Source organism: Paracoccus sp. JM45, assembly GCF_003590715.1.
Taxonomy (GTDB): domain Bacteria; phylum Pseudomonadota; class Alphaproteobacteria; order Rhodobacterales; family Rhodobacteraceae; genus Paracoccus.
Window position 1 is genome coordinate 23,314 of sequence record NZ_QQVY01000009.1, and the last position, 18,984, is coordinate 42,297.

Below are 18,984 nucleotides of genomic sequence, written 5' to 3' on the forward strand. Positions count from 1 at the left end.
CAATTTTGAAACATATTGAAACATAACGCGCGAATCCGACAACTCCATGTGAGAATTCCGACATGTTGCTGGACGGATTGGACCGCGCACCCCACTCAAGTATCAACAAGCCATAGGAGGCAACATGCCCGGACTTAAAAAAATCTTGTTGGTCGATGACGAAGAAGACCTGCGCGAAGCCCTGGCCGAACAGCTGGTGGCCACAGATGATTTCGACGTGATCGAGGCTGGCACCGGTGCCGAAGCCGTCGAGGCAACGAAAAACGCCATTTTCGATCTGGTCGTTCTGGACGTGGGCTTGCCCGACACCGACGGCCGCGAGCTGTGCAAGAAGCTGCGCAAACTGAATGTCAAATGCCCCATCGTGATGCTGACCGGGCATGACACCGATGCGGATACTATCCTTGGCCTTGATGCCGGTGCGAATGATTACGTCACCAAGCCGTTCAAATTCCCCGTCCTGCTGGCCCGTCTGCGCGCCCAGCTGCGGACGCATGAACAGTCCGAAGACGCGATCTTCCAGCTTGGACCATATACGTTCAAACCCTCGATGAAGATGCTGATCGACCAGAAAGACCGCAAGATCCGCCTGACCGAAAAGGAAACCAACATCCTGAAATTTCTGTACCGCGCACAGGACGGCGTCGTGCCGCGCGATGTGCTGCTGCACGAGGTTTGGGGATATAATGCGGGTGTGACCACGCATACGCTGGAAACCCATATCTATCGCCTGCGCCAGAAGATCGAACCCGATCCCTCGGCTGCGCGTTTGCTGGTGACAGAATCAGGCGGCTATCGTCTGGTTGCCTAAATCCGGAACAGCCCGCTTCGGCGGGCTTTTTCAATCAAGAACCTTAAGGCCCAAGCTATGCCAAGATCGCTTTCCCTGCTGTCGATCCTGATCGGCACATTCGCGGTTATTTTCACCCCCATTGCCACGATCTATGTCATCGCCATGGATTGCGCGTTCCAGCCCCTTGGCTGTCACGGCACCACAGCCGTGATGATGGCCGATTTTGTGATGTCGCCATCGGTGATCTATCCGGTCATTCCGATCGTCATCGGCATCGTGCTGATCTGGCTTGGAATGCGTCATCGCCGGACGGTCTATCGACAAAAAGATGCAGGTGAAAATTCTGCGGGAACCGGGGCGCGGCAGTGACGTTACATCCCCGAAGCCCAGTGGTCGGAGGATACGGCCACACTCTTACCTCCCTGTTGGACTTGCCCGGTGTGTTATCACCGGGCATTTTTTTATACTGTCCGATCACGGTGATGTGGGGCGGACCAATCATCATCCGGCCCGATCGGCACGATCCGGTGCGGATTGATCATATCGTGGCTGACATAATAGTGGTGCAGGTAATGGTCGGGGCGCACGGTTTTTGCGACCCCGGGCCATTGATACATTTCCCGCGCCCATCCCCACAGGTTGGGATAATCGACAATCCGGCGCCGGTTGCATTTGAAATGCGTGTGATAGACACCATCAAACCGCAACACCGTGGTCAGCAGCCGCCAGTCCGCCTCGGTCACGCGATCACCGGCCAGATAGCGGTGATCGGTTAGCAACCCTTCAATCCAGTCCAGACTGTCGAACAGCGGACCGACCGCCTTGTCGTAAGCATCCTGCGATGTTGCAAAACCCGCTTTATAGACGCCGTTATTCACCGTTTCATAGATGCGGGTGTTGATGGCATCGATCCTGTCGCGCAGACCAGCGGGATAGTAATCGTCGTGATTTCCGGTGATGTCATTGAAGGCGGAATTGAACATCCGGATGATGTCGGCGCTTTCATTCGACACAATCGTGCCGGTTTCACGGTCCCACAGAACCGGCACCGTCACCCGCCCCGTCATATCGGGCTGCACCCGCAGATAAACCTCGCGCAGGTAGTTCAGGCCGAATTGCCAGTCGCCGGTCGCGCCGTCGAAATCGGTGCGAAATTCCCAGCCTTCGTCCAGCATTTCGGGATGCACGACCGAAACGCCGATATGGTCCTGTAGGCCCTTCAGCGCGCGGAAGATCATGGTGCGATGCGCCCAGGGGCAGGCATGGCTGACATACAGATGGTATCGCCCGCTGGCGGCCTTGAAGCCGCCCTGCCCTGTCGGACCGGCACTGCCGTCTGCTGTCACCCAGTTGCGGAATTTCGATGTGTCGCGCACGAAAGCGCCGCCCGTACTGCTGGTGTCATACCATTGGTCTTTCCAGACGCCGTCCACCAATTGGCCCATGCCTTATCCTTTCGCGATGTGACGCGCCAACGGATGGCGCGCCAATCTGTTCCGACCCCTAACCGATGGCGCGGTCGCGGGTTTCGTGTTTGACCAGCAACAAAGCCAGTGCCGCCAGCACCAGCAACAGGGCAAACATGCCGATGGCCAGTGTAAAGCTGCGGGTAAAGACAAAGGCCAGCAGGCTGGGGGCCAGAATGCCGCCCAGACGTGCAACGGCGCTGGCCGTACCCATCCCCGTGCCGCGCAGATGCGTCGGGTAAAGTTCGGGCGTGAAGGCGTAAAGGGCGCCCCAGCTGCCCAGCAAGGCAAAGCTCATGATGATCAGCGATGCGGCGACCATCGCGGTGCCGCTGGCGACGGTGAACAAGAAACAGCCCGCCGCGCTGAGCAGCAGGAAACCGGCCAGCGTGGGACGGCGGCCAACAGCCTCGACCCCCCAGGCGGCAAGGGCATAGCCGGGGATTTGTGCCAGCGCCAGAATCACAAGGAAACCGTATCCGCGGACAAAGCCGAAGCCCTCGGTCGCCAGTTGGCCGGGCACCCAGATAAAAACGCCGTAATAGGACAGTGATACCAGAAACCAGACGGCCATGACCCCAAGGGTGGCACGACGCAGCTGCGGGGACAGGATCGATTGCGCCACGCCCGCAGGAACCTGTGCAGGGTTCAGATGCACATCTGCGGGCAAGGGCGATTCTCCGTTCACGCGCAGGATGCGGTTGATCACTTCGCGCGCCTCGGCCTGACGGCCTTTGCGAACCAGATACATCGGCGATTCAGGGATCCAGAAGCGCAAGAAAAATCCGATCAGCGCAGGCAATGCCGCAATCAGGAAGATCCAGCGCCAGGGGGCAGCAGCCTGCAGCTCTGCGGCGGTCCATGCGGTCATGGCGACAACGATGGTGCCGATGGCCCAGAACCCCTCCAGCCAGACCAGCCAGCGGCCCCGCGATCGGGGGGGCAGAAATTCGGCCATCATCGCGTAATCAACGGGCAAGGTGCCGCCAACCGCGATGCCCGTGAAAAAGCGCAGGACCAACAGCAAGGTGAAATCATTCGCCAGAACCGAGGCCAGACCGAAGACCGCATCCATCGCGACCGTGCCGATCAAAACCCATTTCCGTCCGATCCGGTCGGCCAGCCGCCCGAAAAAGAAGGCCCCGACAAACATACCCAGAAAAAACACCGTGCCGACACGCAGGGCCGTCACACGGTCGATATCGAATGTCAGTGCGATGGATGGTGCGGCAAAGCCCACCGCGATCACCTGCATCGCATCGGCGGCCCAGACCAGCCCGAAGATGCATAGTAGCCGCCATTGGAAAACGCCTGTCCCGCCCCGTGTCAGTGCATCGTCGATGGTCAATTTCATTGCAAATCCCCTATCCCGATAGGTTCCTGAATAACGCCGGCACGGTATATGGCAAGCCTTCTCCTCGACACGTGGCGGACCCGCCGCTAGGGTCCGCGCAAAACCGCAAGGAGTGCCGTCATGTTCACCATCGCCACCTGGAACATTAACTCGGTCCGGCTGCGTGAAGACCTGGTTGCGCGCTTTCTGGCCGAAGAAAGCCCCGACATCCTGTGCCTGCAGGAATGCAAATCACCCGTCGATCTGATCCCCGTCGAACAGTTCCGCGCGCTTGGCTATACCCATATGGTGGCGCGCGGTCAGAAGGGCTATAATGGCGTGGCGATACTGTCGCGCCTGCCGATCACCGATGCGGGCGACCGTGATTACGCGCAGATGGGCCATGCCCGCCATGTCGCCGCGCGGCTGGAAAACGGTGTGACCATCCACAATATGTATATTCCCGCAGGCGGTGACATCGCCGACCGCACCGTGAATGAAAAATTTGGCCAGAAGCTGGATTTCCTGACCGAGATGCGCGACGTCTGCCATGCCGAGCGCCCTGAAAAATCGATCATGGTGGGTGATTTCAACATCGCCCCGCGTGAAGACGACGTCTGGTCGCACAAGAAACTGCTGAAAGTCGTCAGCCACACCCCGATCGAGGTCGAACATCTTCAAGCCGCGCAGGATGCCGGTGGCTGGGTCGATGTGACCCGTCAGGACATCCCACAGGGACTGCTTTATTCATGGTGGAGCTATCGCGCCAAGGATTGGGACGGGGCCGATAAGGGGCGTCGTCTGGACCATATCTGGGCCACCGGCGATATCGCCAATGCCGCCCATGGCAGCCGTATCCTGCGTCCGGTCCGCGGCTGGGAAAAACCAAGCGATCATGTGCCGGTGCTGGCCAGCTTCGATCTGTAACCGCGCCGCCCCCTTTCATGCGGGGGCGACGCCACGCCTGTCAGGCGTTCTCGGCATTCTCGCTGTCAAACAGCGCATGGCCGTCAAGGTCCAGAATATCCTCGTCCTGACGGTCCCATTCCTGACGTTCGTCATCCGTCGCGCGGGGCGAGAACCAGCCCGTCAGCGCATAGAGGATGCCGATCAGCGGCGCGGTCCAGCAGGCGAAAGCCAGCGGAATATAAAGCAGGTTGGTCAGATTGCCGTCCATGATGTCCAGCGACAGCGCGGTGATCACAAATGCGCCGCCCGCGTTCCATGGAATCAGCGGTGACATCAGGGTGCCACCTTCCTCGACCGCGCGCGACAGGTTCAGTGTCGAATAGCCCATGCCGCGATACAGGGGCGCATACATCCGTCCTGGCAGCGCGATCGAGATATAGGGATCACCCGCCACCACATTCGTCGCAAAGGCCGTGGCGATGGCGCTGCTTTGCACTGCGGAAAAGCTGGTGACGCGGCTGATGATGGCATTGATGATCGCTTCCAGACAGCCGGTGCGTTCCAGCGCACCGCCAAAGCCAAGCGCGATCAGCATCAGAGAGATCGTCCACATCATCGACTGGATACCGCCTGCGTTCAGCAGGCTGTCGATATCGGCCACGCCGGTTTCGATGGTATAGCCGGATTGGGCATAGCTAAAGACATCGTGCAGTCCGGCGCCCTGCCAGAAGATCGCGATAATCCCGCCCAACAGCACACCGGTAAACAGCGACGGCAGCGGCGGACGTTTGGCAATGGCCAGAACCACCACCACCAGCGCAGGGATCAACGGCACCAGCCCCAGACTGAACTGTGCTGACAGCGTATCGGTGATGGCGTCGATCCGCGCGAAACTGGTTTCGGCGGGGGTAATTAACGAAAAGCCCGCCACCAGATAGACCGACAGTGCGATCAGCATTGCCGGAACCGTCGTCGGCAGCATATTGCGGATGTGGTCGAAGATATTCACCCCCGTCACCGCAGGGGCAAGGTTCGTGGTATCGGACAAGGGCGACACCTTATCGCCGAAAAACGCGCCCGATACGATGGCACCCGCCGTCCAATAGGCCGGAATACCGAAACCAGCCCCAATGCCCATCAGTGCAACACCGATGGTGCCGACAGTGCCCCAGCTGGTCCCCAGCGACAGCGAAACAACCGCGCAGAGGATCATCGCAGCGGCCAGAAATATCTGCGGGTTCAGCAAGGTTAATCCATAATAGATCAGCGTCGGAACCGTCCCCGAGGCAACCCAGACGCCAATGATCATTCCCACGACGATCAGCACGGACAAGGAAGGCATGGATACGTGGATGACATGGAACACCCCTTCGCGGATATCCATCCATCGCTGGCCGCGCATGACGCCCAGAAGGCCGGTGATCGCCAGCCCCAGGATCAGGGGAATATGCGGGGTGAAATCCCCATAATAAAACAGCTGTATCCCCAGCAGCCCCAATGTCAGAACAATTGGCAGCAGTGCTAGTCCCAGTGGCGGCAATTGCTGCCTAGAGTCGGTGGTGTCAGTCATCCCTGTCCCCGCTTTTATGGTGCCAATACTCACACGGGCGTGAGCACTCTGTGATCGCAACGCATAATCCGCCCTTTTGTTCAACGCCGTGACGCCCCATATTGAAGGCAACCACGCGAACCGAATGATCCGGGGACAAAATGACAATGCTTTTCGATGGTGCCGGCAACGCACCCCAGACCGACGACTTTATCAAAGACGTATCCGAAGCCGACTTCATGAAAGAGGTCGTCGAGGCCTCGATGGAGGTTCCGGTCATCGTCGATTTCTGGGCGCCCTGGTGCGGCCCCTGCAAGACCCTTGGCCCGATGCTGGAAACCGAAGTGTCGCGCCACAAGGGCCGCGTCCGCATGGCCAAGGTCAATGCCGATGAAAATCAGGCCATCCTTGGCCAGATGCAGATCCAGTCACTGCCGACGGTCTATGCCTTTTTTAAGGGTCAGCCGGTTGACGGCTTTCAAGGCGCTGTTCCGCAAAGCCAGATCAAGCAGTTCGTCGACAAGCTGGTCGAAATGGGCGGCGATGACGGCGGTCTGGGCGATGCCATCGCCGCCGCCGAACAGATGATTGCGGATAACGAAGCCGCGGACGCGATCGAGACGTTTACCGCCATCATCGGTGAAATGCCAGACAGCCCCGAAGCATGGGGCGGTCTGATCCGCGCCCATCTGGCCGCCAATGATCATGCCGCCGCCGCTGCGACCCTGACGCAGGTGCCTGCCCCCATCGCCGGTTCGGCCCCGATCGAGGCTGCCCGCGCCCAGCTGCAACTGGCCCAGCAGGCCGAAAGTGCCGGTCCGCTGGATGATCTGCAGGCACGCGTGGATGCAGATCCCGATGACCAGCAGGCGCGGCTGGAATTGGCGCAGGCATTGCATGCCGACGGTCAGGTCGAACAAGCGATCGAGATTTTGCTGGACAGCTTCCGCCGCGACCGCGACTGGAACGACGGCGCGGCCAAGGCCCAGCTGATTACGGTGTTCGACAGCCTGAAGGCCAATGACCCGATTGCCCAGAAGGGTCGCCGCCGCCTGTCCTCGATGATCTTTGCCTGACGCCATGAGCCTTCGTTTCGATCTGCCCGACCGCATCGCATTGTTCCCCTTACCGGGGGCCGTGCTGATGCCGCGGGCCCGTATTCCGCTGCATATCTTCGAACCGCGCTATCTTCAGATGGTCGAGGATGCGCTGAAAACCGACCACCGCGTCATCGGCATGGTCCAGCCCGAGGCGGACGGATTGTCCACCATCGGCTGTGCCGGGCGTATCGTGTCTTTTAACGAAAACGACGATGGCCGGATGATGATTTCGCTTGGGGCGGTGTCGCGGTTCCGGTTGCTGGATGTGCAGGACAGCTTTGCGCCCTATCTTCAGGCGCAGGTTGATTGGTCGTCGTTTTCGCGCGACCGTGGCCAGCCCGAACATGACCCTGCGATGGATCGCAAGGTGCTGTTCGACCTGCTGGCCCGCTATATGGAATCGCATGACCTTTCGACCGATTGGGACGCCGCCGCCCAATCCGAGGACGAGATGCTGATCAATTCGCTGTCCATGATGCTGCCTTTGTCCCACAGCGACAAACAGGCGCTGCTGGAATCCCCCACCCTTGTTGACCGGCGCGAATTGCTGGTCGGCCTGATCGAATTCGCCCTGCATGGCGGAGAACCCGAGGAACGACTGCAATGACCGAATCCACCTATGACCGCCACATGCTGGAAGCATTGGTCTGTCCGGTCACTCATACGACCCTGCGCTATGATGCCGACAAACAGGAACTGGTTTCGACCGCCGCCGGTCTGGCCTTTCCCATCCGCGCAGGCATCCCGATTATGCTGATCGACGAGGCGCGCCAGATCCGCAAGGATGACTAGGACCCCGCGCCTGCCCTTCTGGGTCGGCACCCTGATCGCGGTCTGCATCGTGATCGAAGGGGTTCTATCTGTCGCCGACCTGCTGGGCTATCCGGCCCTGCGCCCCGGCGCATATATGCTGGGTGCATTCTGGTCGCCGTTGCTGGTCCATGGCACCGGCCTTTATACCGGCCAACCGGTTTTGATGTTCCTTAGCTATGGCCTGCTGCACGGCGGCGTGCTGCATGTCGCCGTCAATATGTTCTCGCTTCTGGCTGTCGGCCGGGGGCTGGCCGGAATGATCGGCAGCCGTGCCATGGCGGTGACCTATCTGCTGTGCCAGATCGCGGCGGGCCTGCTTTTCGCAGTCATGCAGCCACAGGCCGGCCCGATGGTCGGCGCATCAGGTGCAATTTTCGGCCTTGCAGGGGCGATTGTGGGCTATGCCGTGATCAATCTGCGTCGCAGGCATAAAAGCATCGCGCCACTGGCCCGCTCGGCCGGTCTGATCATCGCATTGAATGTGGGACTGACGTTGGCGATGCCGGAAATTGCATGGCAGGCCCATCTGGGCGGTGCGGCAGCCGGTCTGCTGATCGGCGCCTTTCTGGCGTGGCGCAAACCCTGACCCCCTGAACCGCCACAGCGGGGGGTGCGGGGGGCGGCAAGCCCCCCGCCTGTCGCGGGACGCAATCAGTTTTTGTCCGCATCTGGCGAACCGGCATCGGCGGGCTTTGCATCGGCGGCGTCGCTCTCGACAACCTCATCCGGCGTGTCATCCCCTTCCCCTGCCAACAACCGGCGCATAACAGGCCGGAAGGTATCGGCAGGCGCTGCGGCCAGACCGGCTGCGCTATCTTCGGGGGCGGTCGCCAGATGCTCGGCAATCAGTTTATGGCCCAGACCATAGCCCGTCCATTTCCGCAGATCGCCACGCCCAAAGAACCAGCGGGCGTGGTCGTAATCCAGCCGCGACCATTCGTTCATCGCCTGCCGCGCCACGCCCGATGACGGACGCACCGCGTCCCACGGGTCCGGTTTTCCGCCAAGAACCTGCAAAACGAAATGCCCCGCCAGCCCTTCGCTGACCAGCGCGGCCCCCAGTGATTTGCCATAGCCGGGGCCATCCCATCGCATCAGATGGTGCATTTCATGGATCAATGTGCGGATCAGATAGGCATCGGAATAGCGGTCGGGGTTGACTGTCACCTCGATCACGCCCGGCGACGGGGCATGGCCACCCACGCCCCAATCCGGGATGCCGCCATTCGGCAATGCACGGATCACCAGATCAAAATCCGGCACATCCGCATGCTCGCTGGCCAATGCCACGGCCTGTTTGGCGGCTGCCCGTATTTCGGCCATGTGGCGCGTCACAGCGTGACGCGCATTCAAAAAGTGCAAATTCCAAGTGGTCATGTCGTTCCTGACGGTGCCTTAAACTTCCGGCACCAGAACCTCGCGCTTGCCGACATGGTTGGCCGAGGACACGACGCCCTGATCTTCCATCTGTTCGACAAGACGCGCGGCCTTGTTGTAACCGATCGCCAGCTTGCGCTGGATATAACTGGTCGAGCATTTGCGATCGCGGGCCACAATCATCACAGCCTGATCGTAAAGTGCATCATCCCCGTTGTCGCTGCTGCCCAACCCAAGAACGGCGTCGATATTGTCGGCCTTGTCATCTTCGGGGCCTTCGACGACGCCGGATTTATAGCTGGGCGGACCAAAGGATTTCAGGTGGTTCACGATCTCCTCGACCTCTTCGTCGCTGACGAAAGGACCGTGGATACGGGTGATGCGCGCGCCATTGCCCATATACAGCATATCGCCCTGCCCCAGCAGCTGTTCGGCACCTTGTTCGCCCAGGATCGTGCGGCTGTCGATCTTCGAGGTCACCTGGAAGCTAACCCGCGTAGGGAAGTTCGCCTTGATTGTGCCGGTGATGACATCGACCGACGGACGCTGCGTCGCCATGATCAGGTGGATGCCCGAGGCCCGCGCCATCTGCGCCAGACGCTGGATGCAGGCCTCGATTTCCTTGCCCGCGACCATCATCAGGTCGGCCATTTCATCGACAACAACAACAATATAGGGGAAGGATTCGGGCTGGAATTCCTCGGTCTCCCAAATTGCATCGCCGGTGTCTTCGTCGAAGCCGGTCTGGACGGTGCGCTTGAACATCTCGCCCTTGGACAGGGCTTCGGCCACGCGACCGTTATAGCCTTCGATATTGCGCACGCCCATCTTGGACATCTTGCGATAGCGATCTTCCATTTCGCCCACGACCCATTTCAGGGCGACAACCGCCTTTTTGGGGTCGGTAACAACAGGCGACAGCAAATGCGGGATGCCGTCATAGACCGACAGTTCCAGCATCTTGGGGTCGATCATGATCAACCGGCATTCATCGGGCGTCAGCTTGTACAGCAGCGACAGAATCATGGTGTTGATCGCCACCGACTTACCCGAACCCGTGGTCCCTGCAATCAGCAGGTGGGGCATCTTGGCAAGGTTCGCCACGATGGGATCACCGCCGATATCTTTGCCCAAGGCCAGCGGCAAAGGCTGCTTGCCGTCAGCAAAGGCGCGGCTGGCCAGAATTTCGCGGAAGGCCACTTTTTCGCGACGGGCATTGGGCAATTCGATGCCGATGACGCTGCGGCCCGGCACGGTCGAAACACGCGCTGACAGGGCAGACATCGACCGCGCGATATCGTCAGCCAGACCGATCACACGGCTGGCCTTCAGGCCCGGCGCGGGTTCCAGTTCGTAAAGCGTGACGACAGGACCGGGGCGAACCTCGGTGATCTGGCCTTTGACGCCGTAATCATCCAGCACTGCCTCCAACGCGCGGGCGTTTTCCATCAGCATCTCTTCCGAGATGGGGGCCTGATCGCCTTCATCCGGCAAGGACAACAACGACAGCGGAGGCCGCTCATAGCTGCCATCGGTGATTTCGACGACGGGCTTGGGGGCCACCGATGCAGGTTCGGGGGCGGCTTTGCGCGGTGTCACCTGCGGCGCATGGGCTGGCGGTGTGTCCAGCAGCATTGGCTGTTCGGGCTGTGCGGGGATGCCTTCACGGTTCAACCGCGATGTCACCGCCGCCAGAACCGAGGATTTCGCCGTCTGGCTGCGGATCGCATCGCTGATCCGGCCACGCACTTCTTCCTCGCTGGGGGCAGCGCCATCGTAATCCGAATCACGCTCGATCAGCTCGGGCTCGGGCATTTCTTCTTCCAGCTCGAACTGCATGGGGGCGGATTTTGCACGAGTGGGGGCGGGTTCGACGCGGTCATCCTGATCGATCTGTTCACGCGGCTGACGCAGGCGCTGCACAAATGCACTGCCCGCATCATAGGCCCGCAATGACAGATGCAGGGCCGTTGCCAACCCGCGGAAAAAGCGTGATTTCAGGGCCAGCAGTTCGGCCTTGCTGAAGCCAAGAACAAAGGCCGCAGTGCTGACGGTTGCCACCGCCACGATCAGCGCCGCAAAGCGGATGCCGAATTGCGCCTTCATCGGCAGCAGGCTGAGGAAGGCACCCATGATCATGTCACCGAAATGACCGCCCATGCCGTAATTCTGCTGCCACGCCGCGTCGGGCGTCAGCGTGCTGCAATAGACGGACACAAGTGCCACGGCGATGGGCGTAAACAGCCCGCGCATCAACCGTTCTTCGCCTTTGTGCAGCATCATGCGCAGGCCCCAGACGACACCGGCGGTGACCAGCATCCATGCGCCATAGCCCGCGATCATCATCAACGGCGCCGCAATATAGGCCCCCAGACTGCCCAGCATATTCTGCGCGGGCGCATCGGTGGCCGACAGGAAGCTGGGGTCGTCGGCAGACCAGCTGCCCAGCATCATCCCGATCAACAGGGCCAGCAGGATCAGTCCCGCGCCTAGCAATTCCTTGCCGCGCCGTTCCAGCGCCGCCTGAGTGGTCTGATCAAACAGCGGATCGCGGTTTTTTGCCTGCCAGCTTGCCATTTAATCATCCCCTCCCGTTGTTATGTCATCATACAGCACCGCGCGCAGTCGGGTCAGAGCTGTTTCGGTTTGTGCCGCATCAGCGACCAGCGCCACGCGGATAAAGCCCTGTCCGGGGTTCCGGCCATCGACATCGCGCGATAGATAGGCCCCCGGCAGCACCTGAATGCCCGCCGTCGCCCATAGCTTACAGGCCGCAGCCTCGCCGTCTTCGACGGGCAGCCACAGGAAAAACCCGCCATCGATGGGCAGATATCCGGGGATATTGCCCAGAATGCGGTCGGCGATGTGGTATTTTTCCAGATAAAGCGCCCGGTTCGCATCGGCATGGGCATCATCTGCCCACGCAGCCTGCGACACACGCTGGACCGGCAAGGGCAAAGGCGCGCCTGCAAAGCTGCGCAGCTGGCGTATCTTGACCATCTGTGCCTTGCTGGCTGCAACAAAGCCTGACCGCAGACCCGGCAGGTTCGACCGCTTGGACAGCGAATTGAACATCACGACGCGGTCGGCCAGCCCCATGTCTGTGGCCACAGCCAGCGCACTTGGGGGCGGCGCATCGCGATAGATTTCGGAATAGCATTCATCCGAGAAGATCAGGAAATCATGGCGTTCCGCCAGCGTGACCAGCGTTTCCAGATAATCACGGTCGGCCATCGCCCCTTGCGGATTGGCTGGCGAACACAGATAGGCAATGGCCACACGGTCCAGCACATCGGCAGGAACCCCTGCATAATCGGGCAGATTACCCGTTTCAGGCGTGGCGGGCAGAAAGATCGCCTCGGCGTTCACGGCAGCCGCGGCCACAGCATAGACCTGATAAAACGGGTTCGGCACCAGAATGGCCGACCGCTGACCGTTTTTGATTTCGGGGCACAGCGCAAGGGCGGCGTTGAATAGCCCCTCGCGGGTGCCGTTCAGGGCCATCAGCCGGTCGGTGGTAATGTCCAGCCCGTGACGGCGTTTCAACCAGGCGCTAATCGCGTCCAACAATTCGGGCGCGCCTTCGTTCGTGGGGTATTTCGCAAATTCTGCGATGCTGTCGGCCATCACCGGCCCGACAAAATCGGGCATGGCGTGACGGGGTTCACCGATGGTCAGGACCATCGGCGATTCACCGGGCGCAAGTCCCGGTTGAATATTCGACAGCAACGCCCGCAATCGCGGGAACGCGTATTCCGGCAAGTTCGAGAACCGCTCGGGGAATGTCATCTCTGCCTCGCTTTCGGGGTCTACGCCCCGTTCCTTGGCCGAAACATTAGCGTGATCATCCCCTTGCGTCCAGCGAAACACCCAAAGCCTGCGGGCGGTTGCCTATGTCACAGCCAGCGCTGCCTCGGCCCCTGCGGCGACGCGCAGAAGATGGCGGTCCAGCCCTGCATGCCCCATGACAGATATCCCGCAGGCCGGCAGCCCCGTCGGCAATGTCACCGAAGGCAAACCCAACAGGTTCGCGATACGGGTATTGCGCAGGGTCAGCAGGTTGGCGCGGACAAACTCGTCCTGATCCTCCATCAACTGCTGGGTGATGGGCGGCAGGATCGGCACGGTCGGCACCAGCACGGCGTCATAGCCGCCCACCACTTCCTTGATCCATTTGCGGCGGATGCGCGTTAGGGTTTCCCATGCGGCGACGTAATCGGGGCCGCTGACCTCGGCCCCGCCACGGAAGCGTTCAAGGATGGGGGCCCACATCAGTTCGGGCGCATCCTCGATCTGGGCGCGCCAGATGCCATAGGCTTCGGGGGCAAAGACCTGCGATGACAGCACCATCGCCTTATCCAGCCAGTCGGTCGAGACATGCGTAATCTGGGCACCCGCGCGGGCCAGCCGGTCGACCGCATCCTGAAACGCCGTGACGACACCTGTTTCGGCACCGTCGAAGGGCAGCCCCTCCAGCACCATCAGACGCAGCCCCTTGACCGAGGCACCTTCCAGATCGGGAGCGGATTGGTCGGCCATGATTGCGAACAGTTCGGCGCAATCCTCGACCGTGCGGGCAATCGGGCCGGGAATGTCGAATTTGCGCGCCAGCGGCACCACGCCTTTTTCAGGCAATGCGCCATGCGTCGGCTTGAAGCCCACCAGCCCGTTCCATGCCGCAGGCACGCGGACCGAACCGCCGGTATCCGTACCGATCGCCGCTGCCGCAAGGCCCAGCGCCACAGAAACCGCCGCCCCCGATGACGACCCGCCCGGCGCACGGATCGGGTCCAGCGCATTCGGCGGCGTTGCCGTTACAGGGTTAAGGCCCAGACCCGAAAAAGCCAGTTCCGTCATATGCGTCTTGCCTAGACAGACCAGACCGCGACGCGCACCACGTGCCAGAACGATGCCGTCCTTGCGCGGAACGCGACCCTCCAACAGCTTGGAGCCTGCCTCGGTCACGGTGCCGCCGCTGTCGATATTGTCTTTCCAGCTGACCGCCACACCGTCCAGCAGGCTGTGACGGCGGTCCTGTTTGGCACGATCATGGGCGGCAACCGCTTCCGAACGGGCGCGCGACGGAGTTGTACGCGCATAAATGCGGTCGCAATCGGGGTGCGCCTTGGCCGCAGCCAGATAGGCCTCGGTCTGGTCGATGGGATCAAGAAGGCCGGCCAAAATCGCGCGGCCCTGCTGGGTGGCAGACTTCAAACGCCACTCCATTCAGAAATCCACCGCGATGCCGTTCTTTTCGTAATCGCCGAAACGCACGGCTTCGGGGCCGTCGCGACCACCGTATTCAACCGGCAGTTCCTTATCCTTTGCAGCTTTGCGGCGTGCTTCAGCCTCGGCCAAAGCGCGCTGGGCGGCAGGTGGCAGGTCGGTCTGATGGGCGTTGGTATCATCACTCATGGAAAGATCCCCCGAATAGGCGTATGGGTCGCGCTTAGTCTTAGACAACATCTAGGTGAAGGAAAACGTTTTGGCAAAGCCGGGCGGCGATATGGCGCGTAATGGCGCATTACGATTGATCCAAGGGGTGCGTGACGGGCTGTCACTCTCCGACCAATCCGGCGTTCTGCGCAAGATGCCGGTGGCCGAACAGGCACGCGCGGCACGCTTGGCGGCAGAAACCCTGCGCCATCAAGGGCGCGCCGATCAGGTGATCGAGACATTCGTGAACCGCAAACCCGCACCACAGGTGGCAGATGTGCTGCGTCTGGCCGTGGTCGAGATGCTGGAACTGGGCGCCCCTGCCCATGGCGTCGTGGGTGCGGCGGTCGATCTAACGCGCACCCTTGGCCAGCGTGGTCAGGCAGCGGCAGGCATGGTGAATGCGGTGCTGCGCAAGGCGTCCGCCTATGAAGGCTGGGCCGATTTGCGGCCCCAACAGCTGCCGGAATGGCTGCGCGATCCGTTGCTGGATGCCTATGACGAAGGCACAATGTCCGCGATGGAGGCAGCGCATCAACAGGGCGCGCCCATCGACCTGACGCTGAAATCCGGATCAACCACGATCGAGGGCGCAGAACTGCTTCCGACCGGATCGTTGCGGTTGCATGGACATGTCCATGTCTCGGCCCTGCCCGGGTTTACCGAAGGCGACTGGTGGGTGCAGGACGCGGCAGCGGCGCTGCCCGCGCGTTTGCTGAACGCCGAAGCCGGTGAACGCGTTGCCGATCTATGTGCCGCCCCCGGTGGCAAGACGATGCAGCTGGCCGCGACCGGTGCGGATGTCATCGCCGTCGATATCAATGAACAACGCCTGAAGCGCGTGACCGAAAACCTGACGCGTTGCGGACTAAGCGCAAAGCTGGTCACCGCCGACGCGCTGGAATGGCACCCCGATGCGCCCTTGGATGCGATCCTGCTGGATGCGCCCTGTTCGGCCACCGGCACTATCCGCCGCCACCCCGACCTGCCCTTTATACGCGACGGCTATGGCATCGGCGATCTGATCGAATTGCAGGAAAAGCTGCTGGATCACGCGCTGTCGCTGCTGCGTCCGGGCGGGCGGCTGGTCTATGCCACCTGTTCGCTGATACCGGACGAAGGTGAAGTGCAGGTGGACGAGGCTTTGGCACGCCACCCCGGCCTGACGGTCGAACGCCCCGTGCTGGACGGTATCGACCCCGCATGGATCACTGAAGAAGGCGGCTTGCGCCTTCGGCCCGATTACTGGGCAGATAACGGTGGTATGGACGGCTTCTATATGGCTGTCCTTAGAAAGCCCGCCTGATTTCGATCCCTGCTGGACCTTCGGGTCCCGCAGGGGTAACTGACGCCTGACCAGACACACGAGGCCCATATGACCCGTCCCGTCGCCCTGAAGCGCGCCCTGATCTCGGTATCCGACAAAACCGGCTTGATTGACTTTGCACGGGCGCTTGACGCCCGCGGGGTCGAAATCCTGTCCACCGGCGGCAGCGCCAAAGCGATGAGAGAGGCGGGCCTGACCGTCGTCGACGTCGCGGATGTCACCGGCTTTCCCGAAATGATGGATGGCCGCGTCAAAACGCTGCACCCCGTCGTCCACGGCGGCCTGCTGGCCCTGCGCGACAATGACGAACATCTGGCCGCGATGGAGGCCCATAACATCGGCCCCATCGACCTGCTGGTCGTGAACCTGTATCCGTTTGAAGAAACCGTTGCCAAGGGTGGCGATTACAACGATTGCATCGAGAACATCGACATCGGCGGCCCCGCCATGATCCGCGCCGGTGCCAAGAACCATGGCTTCGTCAACGTCATTGTCGATGTGCAGGATTACGACGCCCTGCTGGCCGAACTGAACGACAACGACGGCGCGACCACGCTGGAATTCCGCCAGCGTCAGGCCCAGATCGCCTATGCCCGCACGGCAGCCTATGACGCCGCGGTCAGTACGTGGATGGCTGGCGCAATCGGTCAGGACACGCCGCGCCGCCGCGCATTTGCAGGTACGCTGGCCCAAGGGCTGCGTTACGGCGAAAACCCGCATCAGCAGGCCGCGTTCTATACCACAGGCGACGTTCGCCCCGGTGTGGCAACCGCCCGCCAGTGGCAGGGCAAGGAATTGTCCTATAACAACATCAACGATACCGATGCCGCGTTCGAGCTGGTGTCGGAATTCGATCCCGCCCAAGGCCCGGCCTGCGCGATCATCAAGCACGCCAATCCATGCGGCGTGTCGCGCGGTGACAGCGCATTGGACGCCTATAAGCGGGCGTTCGATTGCGACCGCACCTCGGCCTTTGGTGGTATCATCGCGCTGAACCAGCCGCTGGACGGCGCGACGGCGGAAGAAATCGTCAAGATCTTCACCGAAGTCGTGATTGCCCCTGACGCCGACGAAGACGCCAAGCGCATCTTTGCCGCCAAGAAAAACTTGCGTTTGCTGACCACGGGCGGCTTGCCCGATGTGACCGCCGCAGGCACCAATTTCCGTCAGGTTGCCGGTGGTTTTCTGGTGCAGGGCCGCGACAATGGCCGCATCACCCGCGATGATCTGGAAATCGTCAGCGAACGCCAGCCATCCGAAGAAGAGCTGGCCGATCTGCTGTTTGCATGGACCGTCGCCAAGCACGTCAAATCGAACGCCATCGTCTATGCCAAGGATCTGGCGACTGTCGGCATCGGCGCGGGCCAGATGAGCCGCGTTGACAGCACCCGCATCGGTCGTCGCAAATCCGAGGATATGGCGCAGGCCATGGGCCTGACCCAACCCCTGACCATCGGATCGGCTGTTGCATCGGACGCGTTCTTCCCCTTTGCCGACGGCATCGAGGCACTGGCCGAGGCGGGCGCACGCGCCGTTATCCACCCCGGTGGCTCCATGCGCGATGACGAAGTGATCGCCACCGCAAACCGTCTGGGTCTGGCCATGGTGCTGACCGGCCAACGGCATTTCCGTCACTGATGGGCGGCCCTTCCAAGACAGGCGGGGCGAAAACGGCGCGCGGCAAGGGGAAACCCGCGCCGCGCAAACCCGCGCCCGTTATACGAACCGATATGCGGCTGGTCACATGGGTGGCCGCAGCAGTCTTTGGCGTCGATCAGGCGTTGAAATATCTGGTCGTCCACATCCTGCAACTCGATCTGAAGCGGTCCATTGATGTCCTGCCGCCATGGTTGAACCTGCGGATGGCATGGAATCAGGGTGTAAATTTTGGCCTGATGTCATCAGAACAGCATCTGATGCGCTGGATTCTGGTCGTCATCGCCATTGCCATCTGTCTGTGGGTCTGGATCTGGGTCTGGCGCAACGGCTTTGGCCGGATCGCCAAAATCTCGGCGGGGATGCTGATTGGCGGCGCGTTGGGAAATGTCGTGGACCGCGTGTTTTATGGTGCAGTGGCGGATTTCCTGAATATGTCGGTGCCGGGCTGGCAAAATCCATACAGCTTCAATGTGGCGGATATCGCTATTTTCGCAGGGGCCTTCGGGCTGGTGCTGATGCCCCAGAAAAAGCCAGAAGCCGCACCGGTTAAAGTCGCAAGGAAAACGACCAAGGCGCAGGCGAATACAGCACAGGGCTTGCGCAAGCAGGGTGATGTGGTCCACGACCACCCCAATGACGCGACGCGTGACGACGACGGAAAATCGGGCTAGAACGTCGCAAAGGACGAAGGGGCAGGACATGCGGACTATTGCGCTGATGATCGGAATGACGGCTTTGATGGCCCTTGGGGCGTGTTCGGGGGGAAAACCGCTGAACAACCTGAAGGCGGGTCAGGCCGGACCGGATGAATTTGCCATTATGCCGACACGAAGCCTGTCGATGCCGCCCGATCTGGCGGTCTTGCCTGCGCCGACGCCGGGCGGTGCGAATATTACCGATCCCAACCCACAGGGCGATGCCGTGGCAGCCCTTGGCGGCAACCCCGACCGACTGGTCGATCAGGGCATCGGTGCCGCCGATCAGGCCTTGGTGGCGCAGGTCTCGCGTCAGGGAAATGACCCACAAATCCGCCAGACCCTTGCCACCGAGGATGCACAATGGCGCGCCAGAAACGGTCGCCGCGCGTTGGAAACCCTGTTCGGCAGCTCGGTCTATCAGCGGGCCTATTCGGCCATGGCGCTGGACAGCCGCGCCGAACAGCTGCGCTGGCAAAAGGCAGGTGCTGTGACATCGACCGCTCCGGCCCCGCTGGAGGAGTAAT

The 18,984-nt window shown here is 61.2% G+C and carries 19 protein-coding genes; 11 read left to right on the forward strand and 8 right to left on the reverse strand.

What is annotated here, in order from left to right:
• Nucleotides 1-124 precede the first annotated feature (124 nt).
• Together DWB67_RS12210 and DWB67_RS12215 are read left to right on the forward strand one after the other, a co-directional pair.
• Complete coding sequence (locus DWB67_RS12210; RefSeq protein ID WP_119807827.1) at nt 125-811, forward strand: response regulator transcription factor; 687 nt, start codon at nt 125-127, stop codon at nt 809-811.
• A 57-nt stretch (nt 812-868) separates the two neighbouring features.
• Nucleotides 869-1,162 carry a hypothetical protein gene (locus DWB67_RS12215; protein WP_119807828.1) on the forward strand — a complete coding sequence of 98 codons (294 nt, stop codon included), beginning with the start codon at nt 869-871 and terminating at the stop codon, nt 1,160-1,162.
• A gap of 92 nt (nt 1,163-1,254) precedes the next feature.
• On the opposite strand, the gene DWB67_RS12220 is transcribed toward DWB67_RS12215, so the two are convergent.
• Together DWB67_RS12220 and DWB67_RS12225 are read right to left on the reverse strand one after the other, a co-directional pair.
• A complete protein-coding gene (locus DWB67_RS12220) occupies nt 1,255-2,238 on the reverse strand; it encodes a glutathione S-transferase family protein (protein WP_119807829.1) in 984 nt (327 codons plus the stop codon).
• Nucleotides 2,239-2,296: 58 nt separating this feature from the next.
• Nucleotides 2,297-3,613 (reverse strand): MFS transporter, encoded by a 1,317-nt coding sequence (locus DWB67_RS12225; RefSeq protein ID WP_119807830.1) that lies wholly within the window; start codon nt 3,611-3,613, stop codon nt 2,297-2,299.
• A gap of 120 nt (nt 3,614-3,733) precedes the next feature.
• Between DWB67_RS12225 and DWB67_RS12230 the strand changes: the two genes are divergently transcribed.
• Nucleotides 3,734-4,519, forward strand: coding sequence for an exodeoxyribonuclease III (locus DWB67_RS12230; protein WP_119807831.1), 786 nt, complete (start codon nt 3,734-3,736; stop codon nt 4,517-4,519).
• A 40-nt stretch (nt 4,520-4,559) separates the two neighbouring features.
• Here the strand turns inward: DWB67_RS12230 and nhaC are convergent, their stop codons facing one another.
• Complete coding sequence (nhaC, locus tag DWB67_RS12235) at nt 4,560-6,071, reverse strand: Na+/H+ antiporter NhaC (RefSeq protein ID WP_119807832.1); 1,512 nt, start codon at nt 6,069-6,071, stop codon at nt 4,560-4,562.
• A gap of 140 nt (nt 6,072-6,211) precedes the next feature.
• Between nhaC and DWB67_RS12240 the strand changes: the two genes are divergently transcribed.
• The 4 genes from DWB67_RS12240 to DWB67_RS12255 are packed head-to-tail and all read left to right on the forward strand — an operon-like array spanning nt 6,212 to nt 8,549.
• The gene (locus DWB67_RS12240) at nt 6,212-7,126 is read left to right on the forward strand and encodes a co-chaperone YbbN (RefSeq protein ID WP_119807833.1); all 915 of its coding nucleotides are present in this window, start codon (nt 6,212-6,214) and stop codon (nt 7,124-7,126) included.
• 4 nt (nt 7,127-7,130) lie between these two features.
• Nucleotides 7,131-7,757, forward strand: a complete 627-nt coding sequence (locus DWB67_RS12245) for an LON peptidase substrate-binding domain-containing protein (protein WP_119807834.1) — start codon at nt 7,131-7,133, stop codon at nt 7,755-7,757.
• Entirely contained in the window at nt 7,754-7,942 is a 189-nt protein-coding gene (locus tag DWB67_RS12250; RefSeq protein ID WP_119807835.1) for a Trm112 family protein, read from the forward strand. The genes DWB67_RS12245 and DWB67_RS12250 overlap by 4 nt, the downstream gene beginning before the upstream one ends.
• Entirely contained in the window at nt 7,935-8,549 is a 615-nt protein-coding gene (locus DWB67_RS12255; protein WP_119807836.1) for a rhomboid family intramembrane serine protease, read from the forward strand. Before DWB67_RS12250 ends, DWB67_RS12255 begins: the two co-directional genes overlap by 8 nt.
• Before the next feature lie 65 nt (nt 8,550-8,614).
• Here DWB67_RS12255 and DWB67_RS12260 read toward each other — a convergent pair whose 3' ends face one another.
• The 5 genes from DWB67_RS12260 to DWB67_RS12280 all read right to left on the reverse strand — a co-directional run bounded on the left by DWB67_RS12260 (nt 8,615) and on the right by DWB67_RS12280 (nt 14,755).
• Nucleotides 8,615-9,340: a DUF2268 domain-containing putative Zn-dependent protease gene (locus DWB67_RS12260; RefSeq protein ID WP_119807837.1), complete on the reverse strand. Its 726-nt coding sequence runs from the start codon at nt 9,338-9,340 to the stop codon at nt 8,615-8,617.
• 18 nt (nt 9,341-9,358) lie between these two features.
• Nucleotides 9,359-11,917, reverse strand: a complete 2,559-nt coding sequence (locus DWB67_RS12265) for a DNA translocase FtsK (RefSeq protein WP_119807838.1) — start codon at nt 11,915-11,917, stop codon at nt 9,359-9,361.
• A complete protein-coding gene (locus tag DWB67_RS12270; protein WP_119807839.1) occupies nt 11,918-13,129 on the reverse strand; it encodes an aminotransferase class I/II-fold pyridoxal phosphate-dependent enzyme in 1,212 nt (403 codons plus the stop codon).
• Nucleotides 13,130-13,231: 102 nt separating this feature from the next.
• Nucleotides 13,232-14,566: an amidase gene (locus DWB67_RS12275; RefSeq protein WP_119807840.1), complete on the reverse strand. Its 1,335-nt coding sequence runs from the start codon at nt 14,564-14,566 to the stop codon at nt 13,232-13,234.
• Complete coding sequence (locus tag DWB67_RS12280) at nt 14,567-14,755, reverse strand: DUF1674 domain-containing protein (protein ID WP_119807841.1); 189 nt, start codon at nt 14,753-14,755, stop codon at nt 14,567-14,569.
• Nucleotides 14,756-14,825: 70 nt separating this feature from the next.
• On the opposite strand from DWB67_RS12280, the gene DWB67_RS12285 reads away from it, so the two are divergent.
• From DWB67_RS12285 to DWB67_RS12300, 4 genes are all read left to right on the forward strand, one after another.
• Nucleotides 14,826-16,082 (forward strand): RsmB/NOP family class I SAM-dependent RNA methyltransferase, encoded by a 1,257-nt coding sequence (locus DWB67_RS12285; RefSeq protein ID WP_255418666.1) that lies wholly within the window; start codon nt 14,826-14,828, stop codon nt 16,080-16,082.
• A gap of 69 nt (nt 16,083-16,151) precedes the next feature.
• Entirely contained in the window at nt 16,152-17,741 is a 1,590-nt protein-coding gene (purH, locus tag DWB67_RS12290) for a bifunctional phosphoribosylaminoimidazolecarboxamide formyltransferase/IMP cyclohydrolase (RefSeq protein WP_119807842.1), read from the forward strand.
• Entirely contained in the window at nt 17,741-18,433 is a 693-nt protein-coding gene (lspA, locus tag DWB67_RS12295; RefSeq protein ID WP_370453589.1) for a signal peptidase II, read from the forward strand. Before purH ends, lspA begins: the two co-directional genes overlap by 1 nt.
• A gap of 28 nt (nt 18,434-18,461) precedes the next feature.
• Nucleotides 18,462-18,983: a DUF3035 domain-containing protein gene (locus DWB67_RS12300; RefSeq protein ID WP_119807843.1), complete on the forward strand. Its 522-nt coding sequence runs from the start codon at nt 18,462-18,464 to the stop codon at nt 18,981-18,983.
• Nucleotide 18,984 lies beyond the last annotated feature (1 nt).

Excerpts from the sequence above, each read along its gene's own strand:
- DWB67_RS12210 (WP_119807827.1), top strand. The coding sequence starts at position 125 with ATGCCCGGACTTAAAAAAATCTTGTTGGTCGATGACGAAGAAGACCTG.
- DWB67_RS12215 (WP_119807828.1), top strand. The coding sequence starts at position 869 with ATGCCAAGATCGCTTTCCCTGCTGTCGATCCTGATCGGCACATTCGCG.
- DWB67_RS12220 (WP_119807829.1), bottom strand. The coding sequence starts at position 2,238 with ATGGGCCAATTGGTGGACGGCGTCTGGAAAGACCAATGGTATGACACC.
- DWB67_RS12225 (WP_119807830.1), bottom strand. The coding sequence starts at position 3,613 with ATGAAATTGACCATCGACGATGCACTGACACGGGGCGGGACAGGCGTT.
- DWB67_RS12230 (WP_119807831.1), top strand. The coding sequence starts at position 3,734 with ATGTTCACCATCGCCACCTGGAACATTAACTCGGTCCGGCTGCGTGAA.
- nhaC (WP_119807832.1), bottom strand. The coding sequence starts at position 6,071 with ATGACTGACACCACCGACTCTAGGCAGCAATTGCCGCCACTGGGACTA.
- DWB67_RS12240 (WP_119807833.1), top strand. The coding sequence starts at position 6,212 with ATGACAATGCTTTTCGATGGTGCCGGCAACGCACCCCAGACCGACGAC.
- DWB67_RS12245 (WP_119807834.1), top strand. The coding sequence starts at position 7,131 with ATGAGCCTTCGTTTCGATCTGCCCGACCGCATCGCATTGTTCCCCTTA.
- DWB67_RS12250 (WP_119807835.1), top strand. The coding sequence starts at position 7,754 with ATGACCGAATCCACCTATGACCGCCACATGCTGGAAGCATTGGTCTGT.
- DWB67_RS12255 (WP_119807836.1), top strand. The coding sequence starts at position 7,935 with ATGACTAGGACCCCGCGCCTGCCCTTCTGGGTCGGCACCCTGATCGCG.
- DWB67_RS12260 (WP_119807837.1), bottom strand. The coding sequence starts at position 9,340 with ATGACCACTTGGAATTTGCACTTTTTGAATGCGCGTCACGCTGTGACG.
- DWB67_RS12265 (WP_119807838.1), bottom strand. The coding sequence starts at position 11,917 with ATGGCAAGCTGGCAGGCAAAAAACCGCGATCCGCTGTTTGATCAGACC.
- DWB67_RS12270 (WP_119807839.1), bottom strand. The coding sequence starts at position 13,129 with ATGACATTCCCCGAGCGGTTCTCGAACTTGCCGGAATACGCGTTCCCG.
- DWB67_RS12275 (WP_119807840.1), bottom strand. The coding sequence starts at position 14,566 with ATGGAGTGGCGTTTGAAGTCTGCCACCCAGCAGGGCCGCGCGATTTTG.
- DWB67_RS12280 (WP_119807841.1), bottom strand. The coding sequence starts at position 14,755 with ATGAGTGATGATACCAACGCCCATCAGACCGACCTGCCACCTGCCGCC.
- purH (WP_119807842.1), top strand. The coding sequence starts at position 16,152 with ATGACCCGTCCCGTCGCCCTGAAGCGCGCCCTGATCTCGGTATCCGAC.
- lspA (WP_370453589.1), top strand. The coding sequence starts at position 17,741 with ATGGGCGGCCCTTCCAAGACAGGCGGGGCGAAAACGGCGCGCGGCAAG.
- DWB67_RS12300 (WP_119807843.1), top strand. The coding sequence starts at position 18,462 with ATGCGGACTATTGCGCTGATGATCGGAATGACGGCTTTGATGGCCCTT.